Raw genomic sequence first — 19,938 nt, forward strand, 5'->3', positions numbered from 1 at the left:
GCCCCTAACCCCGCAATGCTAGCCTAGCCAACAGGCACAGAGATAGGTTTACCAATTTCAAACATTTTGTTTAATAAGTGGCATTTAATAGACATTTCTTTTGTCATATTTTGATCATGTCTTGATAGAAACTTACTACCAAAAGAAGTTTTAAATCGAAAGAACGTGTTCTCTACACGCTCCCTTCTACCATAATTATTCTTTACCCTCCATGCTTGGTATCCTTTGTTTTGTTGATATATAACAGCTGCATCTCTCTCAGTTTTATCCCTAAGCGATTGAACTTTTACTGAAGAGTTTGGGGGTCTAATAACTGGTTTTATCTTCTTCTTTCTCAACAATTGATATGTAGATTCACCGTCATACCCTCGATCTCCCAGAAAATCCTTGGCTCTGACATTAGCTATTAGTAGTCCAATCTGTGATCTATCATCTATAGTATGCTCTGTGGTACTATCGGCAAGTATCATACCTTGATCTTCTATAACGATATGTAGCTTTTTCCATATGCGACGCTTATATTGTGCTTACCATGCTTATTTTCTAGCCATTCGTTCCCTGTGTAGGCTTGTATCCCTGTACTATCCATTGAAATACAACTAAATTCTTTATCTTGATTTCCATGTAAATACCTAAGATCTAATGACTTCATACGCTTACTTAATGTTGTATAGTCTGGACATCTAATAGATAAACCCGATATTTCAAAGAGCCAGTTTATAAAGCCTTGGGTTTGGCGTAACTTAAGACCGAATAAGCATCTGATCTTCAAACACTGTAATATAGCGTGATCACTATAGCGTCTAGGTCTTCCTCGTTTCATTTCCTCTCTGTAATCAGCATACCAGCCAATCGCCAAATCACTGGCAATCATAAAATCTATGCGACCCCTATTGCGTAAAAAATTATTATATTCTGACCAATTCGTTATTTTATATTTAGAATACTTGCGTGATTTACTAAAAGGGGCTTTCTTCCGAGATCTCATATAATCTGGATTATTTTTTAATTCAGGACATCTTACCAGATTATCACCACTCTTGCTCTACAAATTTTATTTATGCAACAAAGCCACACAGAAATGTATCAGTAAAAATTAACATAACTTATTAATTTTTATTGAAAATCTTAGCAATTTGTTGTCAAAACTCTATCCCATTACAAATGATCAGGATTTGAAGTGTTTTTGGCGGATAGACTAGTAAGTTTCTATCAAGACATGATCAAAATATGACAAAAGAAATGTCTATTAAATGCCACTTATTAAACAAAATGTTTGAAATTGGTAAACCTATCTCTGTGCCTGTTGGCTAGGCTAGCATTGCGGGGTTAGGGGCAGTATATTCAAAAGCTTATTTATGCAACAAAGCCGGAACGAATGGCTAGAAAATAAGCATGGTAAGCAATATAAGCGTCGCATATGGAAAAAGCTACATATCGTTATAGAAGATCAAGGTATGATACTTGCCGATAGTACCACAGAGCATACTATAGATGATAGATCACAGATTGGACTACTAATAGCTAATGTCAGAGCCAAGGATTTTCTGGGAGATCGAGGGTATGACGGTGAATCTACATATCAATTGTTGAGAAAGAAGAAGATAAAACCAGTTATTAGACCCCCAAACTCTTCAGTAAAAGTTCAATCGCTTAGGGATAAAACTGAGAGAGATGCAGCTGTTATATATCAACAAAACAAAGGATACCAAGCATGGAGGGTAAAGAATAATTATGGTAGAAGGGAGCGTGTAGAGAACACGTTCTTTCGATTTAAAACTTCTTTTAGTAGTAAGTTTCTATCAAGACATGATCAAAATATGACAAAAGAAATGTCTATTAAATGCCACTTATTAAACAAAATGTTTGAAATTGGTAAACCTATCTCTGTGCCTGTTGGCTAGGCTAGCATTGCGGGGTTAGGGGCAGTATAGTATATTCAAAAGCTTATTTATGCAACAAAGCCATGAAGAAAGATATTGCTGCATTATTTTGTTTTGTCGATGATTTTTGTAAAATTAGCGAGCAGTGGATTAATAAATCATTTCTACCATTAATCTCTCAGGGTTTAATTCCCCGAAGCTCTGCTTCGTGATATACTACTTGAATGGAAGAAAGCAGTTATATACATAAGAGTCATAATGTCACAGTACTAATATATCATTTAGTAACGCCGGCAAAGTATAGAAGAGTAATATTCAATCAAGAACTAGATGATTATTTGTGTAAAATTTGTGAGCACATAGAAGATCGTTATGAAATTAGATTTTTAGAAATAGGAGTAGATAAAGATCACGTACATTTTTTATTACAGTCAATACCAATGTATAGCCCAACAAAAATAACTCAAATCATAAAAAGTATTACTTCTAAGAAAATGTTTGAGAAATATCCAAATCTTAAAGAAAAATTATGGGGAAGTGAGTTTTGGAGTAAAGGATATTTTATGAGCACAGTAGGTAAACATGGTGATGAGCAGAAATTACGTAATTATGTACAGAATCAAGGTTCGGGCAAACCTTCTTATAAAGCATTTCAACAAAAACAGTTAAAGCTTTTTGGATAGATACCTCGTAGCTCTGCTGCGAGGAGCATCATTTTACGCTAGGGTGTGTTAAGAAAAATAGCAATTCTTGAAAAAGAAAAAAAGAAGTATATTATATTAGTTATGAAATTATATTCTTTTCAAGAACATTTATCAGAGCTTAAAGTAAGATTATCTAGAATATTTATTATTTTTATAGTTGCATTTGCTATTTGCTATTATTTTAGTGATACTATTTATAGTTTCTTATTAGAACCGCTTGCTAAACTAAGTAAGGATAATTTACGAAATATAATCTATACTGGACTTACTGAGGCATTTTTTACTTATATTAAGCTTGCAGCTTTTGCAGCTTTCGCTATTATTATACCGGTAATTGCTTTAGAATGTTACTTATTCGTTAGTCCGGGATTATATCGCCATGAAAAAAAAATTATTGCGTTTATTCTTTTTATATCGCCTATTTTATTCTGGTGTGGTAGTATTTTCGTTTTTTATTTCGTAATGCCAAAAGCTTGGAATTTTTTCCTTAGTTTTGAAAAGCGTGATTTAATAGTACCGATAGTTTTAGAAGCTAGGATTAGTGAATATTTAAATCTAGTTATTCATCTAATTATAGCTTTTGGTGTTGCCTTTCAACTTCCAGTTGTTTTAATAATATTAAATACATTAAAAATAATTACAATAGAAACGCTTAAGCAAAAAAGACGCTTTGCGATAGTTATTAACTTTATTATTGCAGGAATATTAACTCCTCCCGATATATTAAGCCAGTTTGCTCTTGCAATACCGCTGCTTTTATTATATGAAATTTCAATAATAATATGTAATTATATAGAAAAAACCGAGGTCATAAATGCTAAATATTAAATGGATTAGAGAAAATCAAGAATTATTCGATGATAAGCTTAGGCAGAGATTTATTGAACCTATGGCAAAAAGAATCGAAGAGCTTGATGGTAAAAAAAGAAAAATCACTAATCTAATTCAAGAATTTCAGCACGCACGTAAAGTAAAGTCAAAAATTTTAGGTAACATAAATCCTAAAAGCGGCGAGGAATTTGAAGGATTACAAAGAGATGTCAAGGACATCAATGAAAAGCTAGAAGAACTCGAACAAGATTTAAATAATAATAATGAGCTAAATGAGCTATTAAATACTCTTCCTAATATTCCTGATGAAGAAGTGCCATATGGTATTGATGAAAGTATGAATAAATTAATTCGTACTCATGGAGAAGTAGATCTTAATGCTCAAAATAAAAAACAACATTTTGAGCTTGGTGTAAAGCTAGATCTAATGGATTTTGAGCAAACGGCAAAAATTTCAGGTGCTAGATTCGTAACATTAAAAGGTGATTTAGCAAAATTAGAGCGTGCTTTAGCCAATTTCATGCTTGATGTTCATACTGGAGAGTTCGGTTTCCTTGAAGTGTCGCCTCCAGTGCTAGTTCGAGATAATGCTATGTATAATGCGGGTCAGTTACCTAAATTTGCCGATGAATCTTTTGCAACTACAAACGGCTATAGGCTAATTCCAACCGCAGAAGTGTCATTGGTCAACATGGTTGCCGATACTATTATTCCTCGTGAAAAATTACCTATGAGACTTGTTGCTTATACACCATGCTTTAGATCAGAAGCAGGTAGCAGCGGTAGAGATACTAGAGGTATGATTAGATTGCATCAATTTAGTAAAGTAGAGCTTGTATCTATTACAACACCTGAAGAGTCAAAAAACGAGCATGAATACATGACTAACGCTTCAGAAACTATCCTACAGAAACTAGGATTACCTTATCGCACTATGCTACTTTGTACAGCTGATATGGGGTTTGCATCACAAAAAACTTATGATATAGAAGTTTGGCTTCCTGGACAAAAGCAGTATCGTGAAATTGCTAGCTGTTCTAATTGTGGTGATTTTCAAGCACGTAGAATGAAAGCACGACATAAGGAATTTGGTAGTCATGATACTACTTTAGTTCATACCTTAAACGCTTCTGGCTTACCAATTGGTAGAACTATGGTTGCAATTTTAGAAAATTATCAAAATGAAGACGGTTCAATAACCATACCGGATGTTCTGGTAAATTACATGGGAGGGTTACAAAAAATCACTGCATATAAAGAATAATGATGCTCCTCGCAGCAGAGCTACGAGGTATCTAAAAAAGTTTTAGTTGTTTCTTATGATATCACGAAGCAGAGCTTCGGGGAATTAAACCCTGAGAGATTAAACGTAAATAATTAGGTAAAGTTTTGTAATAATGTTTATTACATGATAAAGTTTTGCAGTAAGTGTTTGCGATTATAGCTTGGTGTTATACTGTGACTGGATCGTTACATGGCTCGTTTTTCCCGTCATAAGCTACGCGACTAAAAGGAGCGTGGCGATCTCATGAAACAGCATATGATTTCTGAGATTGCTTCGTCGGAACTTTCAGTTTCTTCTCGCAATGATGGCTCTCAACCCATGCAACAAAGCCTTCAAGGGATGACAACAAATTAATTTAAATTAAGGTTATTTGTGTTTAGTGGTTTACGAAAGTTTGATAAGGATATATATAATTATAATGCTCCGAATTTTATACCTATAGCATGTCACTATAATGAGCATACTTTGCTTACCAAGGATGGTCAGTTACTACAAATTATTAAAGTCTATGGTATCAGTTCGGAAAAAATTAGTGATAAAATACAAAATTTACGTGAAATAATTAGAGCTTCCGTAAAAAAGCATACAAATAGTTATGATTTTGCTTTTTGGATGCATACAATAAGAGAAAAACAAAATTTAGACGATCCTACTCCGTATAAAAAATTATTACCTGCTCACATCCATGCATTATGGCAGAGAAAAAATCACTGGAATGATAAATTTGTTAATACTTTATATATTTCCATAGTACATGATTCTGCCAAGATTAAAATTAAAAATTTTGGCTCCTTGATAAATTCTTTATCAACTAAATTAATCGTAGACTTTGAAAATAAATATTTAGAGTCTGCTGTTCAGAAGCTAGAAAGTCTTGCTAATAATATTTTGAATGACTTAAATGAATTTGATGCAGAAAAGCTTGGTATAACATTTGAAAATGAAAACACATTTTCTGCACCTTTATTTTTATATAACCGAATAGCTAATATTAACGATAGTGATTGTTTAGTACCTATAATAGATTTATCAAGTGCAATAGGTAGAAGTACTTATACGATTAGTGGCGATAAAATGATAGTTACGAATCAGGAACAAAATAAAAAATTTATTTCCTTGTTATCTATCAAAGAATATCAAGAATCTCCTTCTGAAGTTCTTGATAAGTTTTTGCAGCTGCCGCTTGAATTAATAATAACCGAGATATTTTACTTTGTTGATAAAAAAGTAGTGACTGCTGCTTTAAAGGGGCAGGATTATATTTTAAAAATTACTAATGATAATAACTTGATTGAGCATAAAGGGATTAATAAACTTAATGATAATAAATCTTCTTTTGAGTTTTGTAATCAACAGATTTCAATTGCTGTTATAGAAGAAGATGAAGATAAACTTACTGCTTCTGTTGCAAAAGCTGCAAGAGAGCTTTTTAAACTTGGTATTGTTCATGTAAAAGAAGACCTTAATATAGAACAAACATTTTGGGCACAATTACCGGCTAATTTTGCTTTCATACGAAGAATGTCGCCTTTATTGTCAGATCATATAGCATCTCTTGCTGTTCTGCACAACTCACCTTTAGGTAGCCAATATACTTCTTGGGGACGAGCATTAACACTACTTAGAATGGAAAGAGGTACTCCTTATTTCATGAATTTTCATGATAAAACTGGTAGGGGTAATACTTGTATTTTTGGTACAGAAAAAACTGGTAAAACAGTATTATTAAATTTTCTGGTGTCAGAATCAACTAAGTATGATCCAACAATAATTTATATCTCTAATAGCAATGATTCTAAGATTTTTATCGAAGCATTAGAGGGGACGTGGTTAGAAATTGATAAGCAAATTATCAACCCATTTTTAGTAGATGATACAGAAAAATCGCAAGCTTTTATTTTAGAATTTTTAAAGATGTTAAGTGGTCATTATATTTCACCGCTTAATGAAGTAGAACTAACTTTTTTAGAAAAACTCAGAAGTAAAATTTTATCAATTGATAAGGAAAAGCGAATTTTTTCTGACATCTTAAAATTGGAAGATTTTAAAGAAGAGGGTGGCAGTACAATATTAGATAAATTAAAAGGCTTCACTGAGGGACAATTATATAGCGGTTTATTTGACCAGTCAGTTTTTAATATTAATGAAAGTAGTATTGTCGGTCTTAATTTATACAAGCTTTCAGATGAACCTTTTGCTAAGCAATTTTATCCAAGTGAAAGAAAATATTTAGAACAATTTAATAATAACTTAAAAAAACATCAAAGTGTTTGTGCTAGTGTAGTTTATGCACTTACTTACCATTTAAGCTTAGTAGGTACTAAACCTAAAATATTTGCTGCAGATAGTTTTGATAAACTCTATAAACCTGAAATTTATAGTGATAATATAAGCTTAATTTTTAATAATTTATCTGAAAATAATGGTATCTTTGTAGGTAATTTTAATTTTATTTACCTTAAGGCATATCCGAAATATACTTTAAAAACATGGCTTGAAATAATTAATACTAAAATTATTTTACCGTCTGATGTAAAAATCGAAGATTTAGATGAGATTTTAGGTTTAACAGATTCAGAAATACGTAAGTTATCGCAATTAATACTTACCAGTAGAATGTTTTTAATTAATAAAGATAATGAATCTATAGCTTTAGAATTAAGTATAGCAGCATTAGTCGGGGTCGTGCGTATTTTATCAAGTAAAAAGGAAGAAATGGCTATCTATAAAGAAGTGCTAGAAAAATACCAAGGACCGCCAGATAATTGGATTAATTATTTATACGATGCATTAAACGTAGACTAGTCTACCTTTGATATTTCAAGATTTGGCAAGCCAAATTTCGGGATTCGCCTGTGCTCACGTAGTTATCTACGCTCCGCAGGCTCACCGCTTATTTGACTTCCAAATCTTAAAATATCTGCGGTATATGACTACTATATAACAACTATTTTATAACAATTACTCAAAGTGTTGAAAAAATATTTATTATTTTTTTTATTTCTATTTTGCTCAATTAATACACATGCCAGTATTTGGGATACTATAGGTGGGTGTATTACTGATCCTTGTAATTGTGGGCAAAGTGAAAGAACAGAAACTTGGAATAAAGGTCCAAATGAAATAACAAAGACATTTAAAACAGGTGCAAATTGTCCTCCTTGGAATAAAAGTGATGGTCGTGATACTGATAATTGTTTATTACAATTTGATTATCCTGGTAGGTTTGTACCTTTTGTATTAAATAGATGTGCTCAAGCGTCACCAGACAGTACCTATTTTACTCCCAAAATAACTATTAGAATTCAAAGCTGTAATGCTGCTGCTTGTTGGTCTCAGAACACTAATTTAAATTGGGATGGACAATGCGTATTATGGCCAACCGGTTATGGTTTACCGCTAACTAGAGTTTGTGCCAGAATTGCAGTGCCTGCAATGGCACCTCCTCCTGGAATAAATTCTGATCCTTCCCCTGCTGATCCTGGATATACTGCAGGATTTCATCTTAATAAAGTTGGTTTTACCGATAGTGACGATACTATAGTTGGGGTAGACGGACAAATACTTACTATTTCTTCCCCTAAGCTTTGTGCATATAGTGATCCAGGTAGTGTAAATCTTGTTTCAGATTCAGGAGCACATACTGACCTTGCGGACTGGAATCCTAATAGTCAACCACTACATAAAACTACTAAGTTGAGTCCAATTGCCCAAGTATTGAAATTTCTAGTTACTACATTAAACGGGGCAAATATACCAAGTTTACTTTCTAAACTGCTTGGTATGATAAGTCAAGATTCGGAAATAATAAAAGTACTACAAACTGTATTTAACTCTATAGGTGACCTATTTAATTTCTTCCCTAATAATGTAATAATACCAATCATTGAAACTTTTGGGTCTTTAAACGGTTCTGTAGATGATTTTTCTTTCGGTTGTGTACAATTACCTTTAGGTCCTTACCCGCCGCCATTTTGTAAAAGTTTAAACGAGCTTAGCGTTCCTGCGGTCATTAATAATGTATGTAGTGTTAAAAACCCTGATGGAACTTTTAAGCAATCTTCCGTTGTCTTGCCTTGCGTAGTATCAAATGTTAGAAATAATATTATTAATAATACAGTACGTGTTAGTTTTAATAATCTTATACCTATTTGTACCGGTACCAATCCTGATCTTAATACTTGTGTAGAAATAAAAGGGGTATTTACTTCAGCAAGTAGTGCTCACGTAGCTACTGCTTATACAGATTTTATTAAACCTTGTAGTAGTTCTTCGAATGGTGCTCCTTGCATTAATACAAATATAAAATTAACTTGCGATGTTACTGCTAATGGTTGTAATCAAGGTTTTAGAATAGTATATTCGCAGGTTATGGATAAACTTGAAACTCCTAGTGATTATTTTATAAGTAATATACCTGATTGTGGTACTGCAGAAGCAAATAAATCAACTTCTTGTCAAAAAATATGGGGAGCTAATATAGGTCAGTTTGTTGATGTAAGCGTACAATTTCCTGAAGTGCAAGTTCAAGATAAAGATAATTTAATGCCAATACAGAAAAGCTTTACTTTAAATGATAGTAACAATAAATCTCGAAGCCTTTATGCTTCTATTAGTAATACTAAAACAGATACACAGGATCCAGCAGATATCTGTGTATTTGAAGCGAGTAGTTTAGCAGGATGTGTGCCTAGAGTAAGTGATTCATATAGTTTAGCTACTTATGAATGTGAAAAACCATATTCGGGAATTATCTGCCCAAGTAATACTTATTATACTCCACAATTTGTTGCTTCTATGCAAGTAATAGATGATAAGAGTAATATTATAGATCAAACTAGCACACTTGTAACCCCATTATCATATGCAGCACCTGACCCTAATAACCCTAATGCTACAGAAAGTATAGTAACGCTTGCTGGTTATAATTATAGTTCCTCTGTTGCATTTATCCCTAAAGATCCACCAAAATATCCGGATGATAAATATATTGCTATGCCATTTTCAGGTCCTAATGCGTTAAACCAAATAACAATTCGCGGCGTATATAAAGATAATATACCGCCTTATGACAATAATGGTAATCCGAACCCAAATGCAGTCTATTTAAAATATTTGAAATATATAAATGGTAAATATGTACAAGGTGGAACGCATACCTGCTTAATGCCTAAGAATTTCCAGCATTGTAGTCCTGTACCACCACCACCATCAACAACACCTGGTAATCCTAATAATAATCAACAAATAAACTGTGTGCTTGCTAAATTAGATCAGTCAAATACTGTAGATTGTACCGTACTTAAAAGTAAATTTGCTGAAGATGCTAATTATGCAAATCTTAGTTTATGTGAAAGTACAAGCGGTTGTTCTCAAGTAGAAACTTTATCAGGTAAAGGAAAAGGTATTACCGTTTATAAATGTGCTAATAATACTAATTGTTATACTAATAATGATAATCCTAATACTCCTGTGTGCGTCTTAACTACAGACTATGTAAATAGGTTAGAACCTAAATCTAGTTTAGGCTCTATATTAGATGCTACTCAATATTATAAAGTTACATTTTATCCTAGTGATGATCCTGCAAAACCTAATCAACCAACATATGATGTTAAGGTTTCAGATGTAAGAGATAAAACTTGGCGAGAATTGAATCTATGTTCGCCTATTTTAGCTCCTGTTTGTTCCGCAATTACTTCTCCTCAAGCTGCTGATGGCAATGCGTTATGGGATGAAACAGATATAGGAGAGTTAAGGGTGGGTAGATGTCCACCTAATTGGGTAGAAATAGATCCATCTTTAGATCCATATCCAAATCTGGAACCAAAAGGAACAAGCCTTAAGCGTTATTGTTTATCAAATTTTGATAAAAAAACTATTGAATTTGAGCCTTTAGGACAAAATATTGGTTGTAGAGAATCAAAAGGTTTACCAGTAGTAATCGGTGATAATAATTTTCCGCCTTCAACAATAAGACCTAATACCCCTTATGATCCTAATACTAAGACGGGTGATTTTTACTTAAATGTACCGCCTATACAAAGTTCATGGAATCCGAATGATATGGCTTTCAATCCGAATGATGGGTCAAAAATAGATGCAACTAATGAGCCAGGTCAGACTAAATTATTTACTATAACTTTTAAAGTAACTTTAGATGTAATTATGTCAGATATTGACTATTTTAGAATAGAAAACTTATGGTATGATGATTGCACGCTTGTATATGTTAATGATACAAAAGTTCTTAGTGCACCTATATCATCTGTTGATTCCTTAGATAATAAAAACCAATGTAACAATGGTAATGATCAGGGGAAAGCACTACAGGCTAGTAATTTACCTATTGATATCAAGTCTTATTTAAAACAAGGAGAAAATACTATAAAATTCCAGTTAAGAGTTATGGGTGGTGGTGGATTATATTTCCATATGCAATATAGAATGTTGAGATAAGTTATGAGTTGGGTTATTTTTTACACCATAATTTTTGCTTTATTAGTACTTGATTTAGGGATTATACATAAAAAAAATGAAGTAATGAGCTTTAAGCAAAGCTTACTCTTTAGCCTTTTCTATTTTACAATATCCTGCTTATTTGGCATTTATATTTATTATAATATGGGAGCAGATAGCACACGTGAATATTATACTTGTTTTCTAATTGAAAAGGCTATGTCGCTTGATAATATCTTTGTTGTCTCAATTATCTTCCCATTTTTTAAGATTCCGCAAAAATATCAACATCGTGTTTTATTCTTTGGCATAATCGGAGTAATAGCTTTCAGGGCTGTAATGATTTATGGCGGGATTATACTGATAAATAAGTTCTCTTGGTTATTATATATTTTTGCTGTAATACTTATTGCTACGGGCGTAAAAACTTTTTATGTATCTCATAAAACCTTTGATATACAGAATTCTTATCTTTATAAGTCAATAATAAAATATCTAAATGTTACGTCTAACCTGGAGGGGGATAAATTCTTTGTTACACGTAATAAAAAACTATATATTACTCCTCTTTTTATCTCTTTGGTATTAATAGAGGCAATAGATTTAGTCTTTGCCATAGACAGTATACCCGCTATATTTGCCATTACTAATGATGCCTATATTATTTATACCTCAAATATTTTTGCTATTTTAGGGCTTAGAGCTTTATTCTTCTGTCTTGCAGAAATTGTTGAACGATTCAGCTATATCAAATACTCCTTAGCATTAATTTTAATATTTATCGGAATTAAAATATTTATTCATCATTATATAGCCATTCCAGCTTATATTTCTTTAACTGTTACTATTACTTTATTGCTATTGGGCATATTTGCTGCTGTAATTAGAAAAAATATAGTTGACCGCCAATAGGCTAAAGATATAATATCCTTAAAAATTTTTCCAAGATAAATATAGCTAACGCGGAAAGGTTTTTACCATAGTTTTTGTATTTACTCACATATTCACCAGATCTAAATCCTATTAAACATTGCTGGACTAACTTTAAAAACTGTTTACGTAAAATTATTGATCAATGCCTAAGTTTTTCCTAATCTGTGGTAGAAACATTTCCGTGTTAGCTATATAATGATCAAATTACTACAATTATTTACTGTTGCTTTATCCATTTTTATTACTAATACTGTTTTTGCCGAAGAAAATATAAACCTGAAGTTTTGACAAAAAGATAGCCACACTTATAAGTTATGATATAAATACGCTCAAATACAAAAGGGGTTTTAGTGTGTATGATTATACAACTGAAGTTTTGACAAAAATTCTAATTTTTCTGACTAAAGTAAAAATTTATATTTAAAGTTAATCTCTCAGGGTTTAATTCCCCGAAGCTCTGCTTCGTGATATACTACTTGAATGGAAGAAAGCAGTTATATACATAAGAGTCATAATGTCACAGTACTAATATATCATTTAGTAACGCCGGCAAAGTATAGAAGAGTAATATTCAATCAAGAACTAGATGATTATTTGTGTAAAATTTGTGAGCACATAGAAGATCGTTATGAAATTAGATTTTTAGAAATAGGAGTAGATAAAGATCACGTACATTTTTTATTACAGTCAATACCAATGTATAGCCCAACAAAAATAACTCAAATCATAAAAAGTATTACTTCTAAGAAAATGTTTGAGAAATATCCAAATCTTAAAGAAAAATTATGGGGAAGTGAGTTTTGGAGTAAGGGATATTTTATGAGCACAGTAGGTAAACATGGTGATGAGCAGAAATTACGTAATTATGTACAGAATCAAGGTTCAGGCAAACCTTCTTATAAAGCATTTCAACAAAAACAGTTAAAGCTTTTTGGATAGATACCTCGTAGCTCTGCTGCGAGGAGCATCATTTGTAATAGTTGAGATTATATCTTACATTTAGTAAAATAAATTAATTATTAAATGGAGATAAAGAATGAACTTAAATCAAAAAATAATAAAACCAAAATTAGGTTTACTTGAATTAGCTAAGAGCCTTGGTAGTATATCATCAGCATGTAAAGCGATGGGATATAGTAGAGATAGTTATTACAGATTTAAAGAACTGTATGAAACTGGTGGCGAAGAAGCGTTGTATGAAATTAGTCGAAGAAAGCCAATAATAGCGAATAGAGTTGATCCTGCTGTAGAGAAAGCAGTACTAGATATGGCAATAGAATATCCAGCATATGGTCAGCTAAGAGTATCAAATGAGCTTAAAAAGACAGGTGTACTTGTATCACCTGGGGGAGTAAGATCAATTTGGTTACGTAATGATTTAAACAACATCAGTAAAAGACTTAAAGCATTAGAAGCAAAAATGGCTCAAGATGGTATTGTGCTTACTGAGGCACAATTACAAGTGCTAGAGAAGCGTCGTAATGAAAAAGAAGCTCATGGAGAAATTGAGACACAGCATCCAGGGTATCTAGGATGCCAAGATACATATTATGTAGGCAACTTTAAGGGTATAGGTAAGGTTTATTCTCAGGTATTTATTGATAGCTACAGCAGAGTAGCTGATGTTAAACTATATACTGATAAAACAGCTTTAACTGCTGCTGATATGCTTAATGACCGAGTGTTACCATGGTATGAGACTCAAGGGATACCAATACTTCGTATTCTGACAGATCGTGGGTCAGAATATAAGGGGAATATAGAGCATCATGCTTTTGAATTATTTCTAAGTATCGAAGGTATAGAGCATACTACTACTAAAGCATATTCTCCTCAAACAAACGGTATGTGTGAGCGTTTTAATAAAACCATGAAACAAGAATTCTTTGATACAGCTATGCGGAAAAAGATTTATACAGATCTTGATGACCTACAATTAGATCTTGATATCTGGCTAGAGTATTTCAATAATGAAAGACCTCATTCTGGTAAATATTGTTATGGAAAAACTCCTATGCAAACTTTTAAGGATAGTAAGAAATTAGCTGTTGAAAAGAATAATGAAATCTTGTATCTTGAATATGTATCTGACAGTCAAAATTTAACTGACAATCAGGGGCAAAATTTATAGTGTCTGTAAGATCAAATCTTAACTTCTACAGTTAATTTTTACTGATACATTTCTGTGTTGGTCTAATTTTGATATGGAGCTATTGTTAACGATTTTTTATCGTTCATCTAGTTTTTGCATGATGATATTTTTGATTTATGTGGAGTTAGACACGATTTGTAAATGATTTGCAATGCATCGTAAATTCAAACCAATAGCAGAGATTATTGGATTGATAATATCTCCTATCATACCTTTCAAGAAGTTTCTACCCATCCGACCATATTGCTTTAAGTGACCTATTATTGGTTCTATGGCACTGCGTCTCTTGATCATAGACTTGTCCTCTTGTAACAACTTCTTCCGCGTTTTTGGGGTATATACCTTACTCTTCTCCTTTACATTGCTACCACTATACCCAAGATCAACAAATGATTTCTTTATCTTGATTCCAGTGACACTCTCTACTGCTTCAAAGCTCTGATGCAATGTATGACCATCATAAGGATTATTATGAAACGATTTTGCGGATAAAACAAAATTTCTACGACCACTTACTACTACCGCTACTTTATTGCCAAACTCATATGGCTTGTTGCGTTTTCCCTTTCCTATACACTCTACTTCAGGGGCATGAAAACTATATAGTCCGTCCGCCAAAACTCTACAAGCCTTATAGATAATATGGTTTTAAGACAAGAAGTAATACAACAATCCGTAAGAAAATGATAAAATATGGTCATAAACCTTATGGATTTCAGTCAATGCCAATAGACAACATTATCAAATCGCAAGAACAAGGGAAACTGTTTGGTTATAAATTAAAAGAAGAATTAAACCCAAATAATAAGCTATATAAATTAAGAGAATTAATAAATTGGTCTAGGCTCGAAGAGTGGTTATCAAAAAATGTTTGTATTAAGAAATTTGGTAGAAATAGAAAATGTCATAGAGTGATGCTTGGCATAACGATGCTACAAGCAATGTATAATTTTTCAGATTCATTATCAGAGGAAGAGCTAAAAGAGAATATGTATTGGCAGTATTTCTGCGGGTGGGAATATATAGAAAAAGACATAGCTATCTCGGAAACTAGTATACGACGGTTTCGTAGTGTATTAGGTGAAGCTGGATATAATGAGATATTATCGGAGTTGATCAGGGTTGGGATAAAAACTAACACAATTAAAAAAAAAGATTTGGAATTAATCATCGCTGATACGACTGTACAAATTAAGAATATCAAACACCCACACGATGTTTATTTAATGGATAAAGCTAGGCTTAGCATAGTAAAGCTTTGCAACAGTTTGGGTATACATTTGAATGAAACATACGCTAGAACCTATAAACGCGATATAGTAAAGCTATGGAAATATAAAGAACATAGTAAAGCCAAGAAGCGTTGGAAAATAATGAAGCATTTAAAAATATTACTGGGTCGTTTGATTAGAGTATGTGAGCGTGAGATCAAAAATAAGCAATTAAACTTGTCTCTCAAAAATCAAGAAGTATTGCAAAAAATAAAACAAATACATAACCAATCTGTTTTAAAAAGAGAAGCTAAAAAGCAATATAAAGAAGATAACAAAGTATTATATAGTTTTCATGCCCCTGAAGTAGAGTGTATAGGAAAGGGAAAACGCAACAAGCCATATGAGTTTGGCAATAAAGTAGCGGTAGTAGTAAGTGGTCGTAGAAATTTTGTTTTATCCGCAAAATCGTTTCATAATAATCCTTATGATGGTCATACATTGCATCAGAGCTTTGAAGCAGTAGAGAGTGTCACTGGAATCAAGATAAAGAAATCATTTGTTGATCTTGGGTATAGTGGTAGCAATGTAAAGGAGAAGAGTAAGGTATATACCCCAAAAACGCGGAAGAAGTTGTTACAAGAGGACAAGTCTATGATCAAGAGACGCAGTGCCATAGAACCAATAATAGGTCACTTAAAGCAATATGGTCGGATGGGTAGAAACTTCTTGAAAGGTATGATAGGAGATATTATCAATCCAATAATCTCTGCTATTGGTTTGAATTTACGATGCATTGCAAATCATTTACAAATCGTGTCTAACTCCACATAAATCAAAAATATCATCATGCAAAAACTAGATGAACGATAAAAAATCGTTAACAATAGCTCCATATCAAAATTAGACCAACACAGAAATGTATCAGTAAAAATTAACATAACTTATTAATTTTTATTGAAAATCTTAGCAATTTGTTGTCAAAACTCTATCCCATTACAAATGATCAGGATTTGAAGTGTTTTTGGCGGATAGACTATATAATACTTTGTTATCTTCTTTATATTGCTTTTTAGCTTCTCTTTTTAAAACAGATTGGTTATGTATTTGTTTTATTTTTTGCAATACTTCTTGATTTTTGAGAGACAAGTTTAATTGCTTATTTTTGATCTCACGCTCACATACTCTAATCAAACGACCCAGTAATATTTTTAAATGCTTCATTATTTTCCAACGCTTCTTGGCTTTACTATGTTCTTTATATTTCCATAGCTTTACTATATCGCGTTTATAGGTTCTAGCGTATGTTTCATTCAAATGTATACCCAAACTGTTGCAAAGCTTTACTATGCTAAGCCTAGCTTTATCCATTAAATAAACATCGTGTGGGTGTTTGATATTCTTAATTTGTACAGTCGTATCAGCGATGATTAATTCCAAATCTTTTTTTTTAATTGTGTTAGTTTTTATCCCAACCCTGATCAACTCCGATAATATCTCATTATATCCAGCTTCACCTAATACACTACGAAACCGTCGTATACTAGTTTCCGAGATAGCTATGTCTTTTTCTATATATTCCCACCCGCAGAAATACTGCCAATACATATTCTCTTTTAGCTCTTCCTCTGATAATGAATCTGAAAAATTATACATTGCTTGTAGCATCGTTATGCCAAGCATCACTCTATGACATTTTCTATTTCTACCAAATTTCTTAATACAAACATTTTTTGATAACCACTCTTCGAGCCTAGACCAATTTATTAATTCTCTTAATTTATATAGCTTATTATTTGGGTTTAATTCTTCTTTTAATTTATAACCAAACAGTTTCCCTTGTTCTTGCGATTTGATAATGTTGTCTATTGGCATTGACTGAAATCCATAAGGTTTATGACCATATTTTATCATTTTCTTACGGATTGTTGTATTACTTCTTGTCTTAAAACCATATTATCTATAAGGCTTGTAGAGTTTTGGCGGACGGACTTTCTAAGTATCGAAGGTATAGAGCATACTACTACTAAAGCATATTCTCCTCAAACAAACGGTATGTGTGAGCGTTTTAATAAAACCATGAAACAAGAATTCTTTGATACAGCTATGCGGAAAAAGATTTATACAGCTCTTGATGACCTACAATTAGATCTTGATATCTGGCTAGAGTATTTCAATAATGAAAGACCTCATTCTGGTAAATATTGTTATGGAAAAACTCCTATGCAAACTTTTAAGGATAGTAAGAAATTAGCTGTTGAAAAGAATAATGAAATCTTGTATCTTGAATATGTATCTGACAGTCAAAATTTAACTGACAATCAGGGGCAAAATTTATAGTGTCTGTAAGATCAAATCTTAACTTCTACAAAGAGAGAGATTGGTAAAAAATCGTACAGCACTTGCTAATGAAATTAGGGGGCTACTACATGAGTTTGGTTTTATTGTTCCTCAAGGCATTAATAAGGTTATCACAAAATTAATTGAGATTTTAGATGCAGGGAAATTAAGCCAGTTAAGTTATCAAACATTTACAGGAGTTTCGCACTTAGCAAAATTGTGTATTAGTTAGAAGCCATTTAATGTTGTTCTGAATTGATGTTTTTATAACTTCCCAAGTTTGTTGATATAAAGTAATGTTTTCATTTATCCTCCTTTTGTTCATATCAAGCCAGGCCAATACAGCAAGGCAAATATGATTTCTTTGAGCTCGACCCGTGCGTGCCTGACAGCATTCAATACCACAAGTTTGTTTCAATTCTCGATGATAAACTTCTATAGACCAACGCGCCTTAACAATTTTCTCTATTTGCTCACGTGTAGGATTCTCTAAATTAGTTGTTATGTAATCAATGCGACCATTTTTTGCCACAAACTTAAATACCGTAACCCAACCGTATCCACGTAGGTGAATTTTTAGCCCTTCATCGGGAATCTCTAAAGTTTCCAAGCTAACATTACGATTAACTTTTCTATTTTTTCTTAGGTTGGTAACCCATATCCAACCTAAATTACGTATATGTTTTAAATTATCCAAACCACTATACCAAGCATCCATAACTATAGCATCAGGCTTGATACCTCTTTCTTTAGCTAAAGTAAGCATATCACAAAAATGCTCGTTCTTTGTTTTACCATCAGTTTCTTTATCATATATTCTATAATCTACAGGAGTAGATTGATCAATTTGAGTATTGTAATGCAGTAAGTTTACCATTCCTATACCAGGTATAACATCATGTACAGCCCCAGAATATTGATAATTTACAAGCTCGATCCTCTTACTGTATTGCTTTGACAATAAGGTGTCATCTCCCACTAATAAACAAGGATCTTCCAGATCAATATATTTTGACACTTTGCTATAGATTTCGCTAGGGCGAAAATCCTTACTCTTTAACCATCGACTTGCACTATCGTGCGATAGATCTAATGGACTTACTTCAGATAATGCTTTGCTAGTATATCTTACACTACTTGCTTGTAAGAATGATTTATATAAATCTTTGCTACATTTTGATCTTGTCATTTTTATCTAAAACTATTTTTCTCTAGATTAGCATATTATTTGCTAAGTGCGAAACTCCTGATTTAGTGAACTAAAAGAAGAATTCTTAGATAATAACAGAAAAATAAAAGAGATAGAAAAACGATTAACAATGATAGCAAGTAACCTAACTCAATATCAACGATTAAGAGCTATACCTGGTCTTGGTTTAATTACTGCTACTGCTTTAATAGCATCAATAGGTAATGCTACAAGTTTTGAGAATGGCAGGCAATTATCGGCATGGCTAGGATTAGTGCCAAGACAACATTCAAGTGGTGGGAAGGATAAGCTGCTGGGAATTAGCAAGCGAGGTGATGTATACTTACGCACTTTATTAATTCAAGGGGCTAGAGCTGTACTAAATGCCAAGATAAGATTTACATCGGAAGAACAGAAATCTAAAAAAGATTTTAGCCAATTTACGAAATGGATGTTTAATTTATCTGAGCGAAGTAGCCATAATAAAACGACAGTTGCCATAGCTAATAAGTTGGCAAGAGTGGTGTTTGCTGTACTAAGATCAGGAGATGATTATGTAGAGAGTAAAGTTTGTAGCTAAAGAGTGTGTAGCATAGCACTTATAAGTAAAATAAATGGTGATTTATATAATGAATAGGTAAAAGCAAAACAATATGTAAGAGATTCCAACCCGAAATATGCTTGAGATAATTAATATTGATGGTAAATAAGACAAACCTTAGCTTACAAAAAAACTGCGTTTTTCAGTGGCTCTTTTAGAAGCCGATGGACTGATAAGTATATAGTTTGTAAGCCAGCGAATTCCATCAGGGCTGTAGAATAAATTAGGTTGATTTATCAGCTATAAGCCGGATACATGACTGCATTTGTTTGTTTTTATTATTGATGTTATTTTTTTCTTGCATTCTACAGGAGGTCCATACATGAAAAAATTGGACAAAAAAATGAAGG

At 32.5% G+C, this 19,938-nt stretch carries 16 protein-coding genes and 4 pseudogenes; 14 read left to right on the top strand and 6 right to left on the bottom strand.

Annotated elements, in window-relative coordinates; genetic code table 11:
* Positions 1-23: 23 nt before the first annotated feature.
* Complete coding sequence (locus AAHI98_RS04155) at positions 24-470, bottom strand: transposase (RefSeq protein ID WP_342224955.1); 447 nt, start codon at positions 468-470, stop codon at positions 24-26.
* Between the two features lie 11 nt (positions 471-481).
* Complete coding sequence (locus AAHI98_RS04160) at positions 482-988, bottom strand: transposase (protein ID WP_342224954.1); 507 nt, start codon at positions 986-988, stop codon at positions 482-484.
* Positions 989-1,358: 370 nt separating this feature from the next.
* Here AAHI98_RS04160 and AAHI98_RS04165 point away from each other — a divergent pair, with 370 nt between their 5' ends.
* The 6 genes and pseudogenes from AAHI98_RS04165 to AAHI98_RS04185 all read left to right on the top strand — a co-directional run bounded on the left by AAHI98_RS04165 (position 1,359) and on the right by AAHI98_RS04185 (position 7,508).
* Positions 1,359-1,904, top strand: a complete 546-nt coding sequence (locus AAHI98_RS04165; RefSeq protein ID WP_342225130.1) for a transposase — start codon at positions 1,359-1,361, stop codon at positions 1,902-1,904.
* Between the two features lie 62 nt (positions 1,905-1,966).
* A pseudogene (locus AAHI98_RS18485) lies at positions 1,967-2,065 on the top strand (IS982 family transposase); the annotation flags it as partial.
* Between the two features lie 42 nt (positions 2,066-2,107).
* Positions 2,108-2,566, top strand: a complete 459-nt coding sequence (tnpA, locus tag AAHI98_RS04170) for an IS200/IS605 family transposase (protein WP_342224823.1) — start codon at positions 2,108-2,110, stop codon at positions 2,564-2,566.
* Positions 2,567-2,668: 102 nt separating this feature from the next.
* On the top strand, positions 2,669-3,415 hold the full coding sequence (gene tatC / locus AAHI98_RS04175) for a twin-arginine translocase subunit TatC (protein WP_342225368.1): 747 nt from the start codon (positions 2,669-2,671) through the stop codon (positions 3,413-3,415).
* Positions 3,402-4,682 carry a serine--tRNA ligase gene (gene serS, locus AAHI98_RS04180; protein ID WP_342225131.1) on the top strand — a complete coding sequence of 427 codons (1,281 nt, stop codon included), beginning with the start codon at positions 3,402-3,404 and terminating at the stop codon, positions 4,680-4,682. Before tatC ends, serS begins: the two co-directional genes overlap by 14 nt.
* A gap of 393 nt (positions 4,683-5,075) precedes the next feature.
* Positions 5,076-7,508, top strand: a complete 2,433-nt coding sequence (locus AAHI98_RS04185) for a VirB4 family type IV secretion/conjugal transfer ATPase (protein ID WP_342225132.1) — start codon at positions 5,076-5,078, stop codon at positions 7,506-7,508.
* A gap of 2 nt (positions 7,509-7,510) precedes the next feature.
* On the opposite strand, the pseudogene AAHI98_RS04190 reads toward AAHI98_RS04185, so the two are convergent.
* Positions 7,511-7,636: pseudogene (locus AAHI98_RS04190) on the bottom strand (palindromic element RPE5 domain-containing protein); the annotation flags it as partial.
* 37 nt (positions 7,637-7,673) lie between these two features.
* Here AAHI98_RS04190 and AAHI98_RS04195 point away from each other — a divergent pair.
* The 4 genes from AAHI98_RS04195 (at position 7,674) to AAHI98_RS04210 (ending at position 14,226) form a co-directional block, all read left to right on the top strand.
* Entirely contained in the window at positions 7,674-11,162 is a 3,489-nt protein-coding gene (locus AAHI98_RS04195) for a hypothetical protein (protein ID WP_342225133.1), read from the top strand.
* Positions 11,163-11,165: 3 nt separating this feature from the next.
* The gene (locus tag AAHI98_RS04200; RefSeq protein ID WP_342225134.1) at positions 11,166-12,074 is read left to right on the top strand and encodes a TerC/Alx family metal homeostasis membrane protein; all 909 of its coding nucleotides are present in this window, start codon (positions 11,166-11,168) and stop codon (positions 12,072-12,074) included.
* 501 nt (positions 12,075-12,575) lie between these two features.
* Positions 12,576-13,034 (top strand): IS200/IS605 family transposase, encoded by a 459-nt coding sequence (tnpA, locus tag AAHI98_RS04205; protein WP_342224823.1) that lies wholly within the window; start codon positions 12,576-12,578, stop codon positions 13,032-13,034.
* A 97-nt stretch (positions 13,035-13,131) separates the two neighbouring features.
* Positions 13,132-14,226, top strand: a complete 1,095-nt coding sequence (locus tag AAHI98_RS04210; RefSeq protein ID WP_342225135.1) for an IS481 family transposase — start codon at positions 13,132-13,134, stop codon at positions 14,224-14,226.
* Between the two features lie 135 nt (positions 14,227-14,361).
* Here AAHI98_RS04210 and AAHI98_RS04215 read toward each other — a convergent pair whose 3' ends face one another.
* A complete protein-coding gene (locus AAHI98_RS04215) occupies positions 14,362-14,865 on the bottom strand; it encodes a transposase (RefSeq protein WP_342225136.1) in 504 nt (167 codons plus the stop codon).
* Positions 14,866-14,930: 65 nt separating this feature from the next.
* On the opposite strand from AAHI98_RS04215, the gene AAHI98_RS04220 reads away from it, so the two are divergent.
* Entirely contained in the window at positions 14,931-16,292 is a 1,362-nt protein-coding gene (locus tag AAHI98_RS04220) for an IS5 family transposase (protein ID WP_342224717.1), read from the top strand.
* 162 nt (positions 16,293-16,454) lie between these two features.
* Here the strand turns inward: AAHI98_RS04220 and AAHI98_RS04225 are convergent, their stop codons facing one another.
* Positions 16,455-17,372: a transposase gene (locus AAHI98_RS04225; protein WP_342225137.1), complete on the bottom strand. Its 918-nt coding sequence runs from the start codon at positions 17,370-17,372 to the stop codon at positions 16,455-16,457.
* Positions 17,373-17,450: 78 nt separating this feature from the next.
* On the opposite strand from AAHI98_RS04225, the pseudogene AAHI98_RS04230 reads away from it, so the two are divergent.
* Positions 17,451-17,798: pseudogene (locus AAHI98_RS04230) on the top strand (integrase core domain-containing protein); the annotation flags it as partial.
* Positions 17,799-17,838: 40 nt separating this feature from the next.
* The gene (locus tag AAHI98_RS04235; RefSeq protein WP_342225138.1) at positions 17,839-18,030 is read left to right on the top strand and encodes a hypothetical protein; all 192 of its coding nucleotides are present in this window, start codon (positions 17,839-17,841) and stop codon (positions 18,028-18,030) included.
* Here the strand turns inward: AAHI98_RS04235 and AAHI98_RS04240 are convergent.
* Positions 18,007-18,987, bottom strand: a complete 981-nt coding sequence (locus tag AAHI98_RS04240) for an IS701 family transposase (protein WP_342224656.1) — start codon at positions 18,985-18,987, stop codon at positions 18,007-18,009. The two genes, AAHI98_RS04235 and AAHI98_RS04240, sit on opposite strands and share 24 nt — an antisense overlap.
* Before the next feature lie 82 nt (positions 18,988-19,069).
* Here AAHI98_RS04240 and AAHI98_RS04245 point away from each other — a divergent pair.
* Positions 19,070-19,567, top strand: a pseudogene (locus AAHI98_RS04245) (IS110 family RNA-guided transposase); the annotation flags it as partial.
* Between the last annotated feature and the right edge of the window lie 371 nt (positions 19,568-19,938).

The sequence above is a fragment of the Rickettsia endosymbiont of Urophora cardui genome (assembly GCF_964030725.1).
In the GTDB taxonomy this organism is placed as follows: domain Bacteria; phylum Pseudomonadota; class Alphaproteobacteria; order Rickettsiales; family Rickettsiaceae; genus Rickettsia.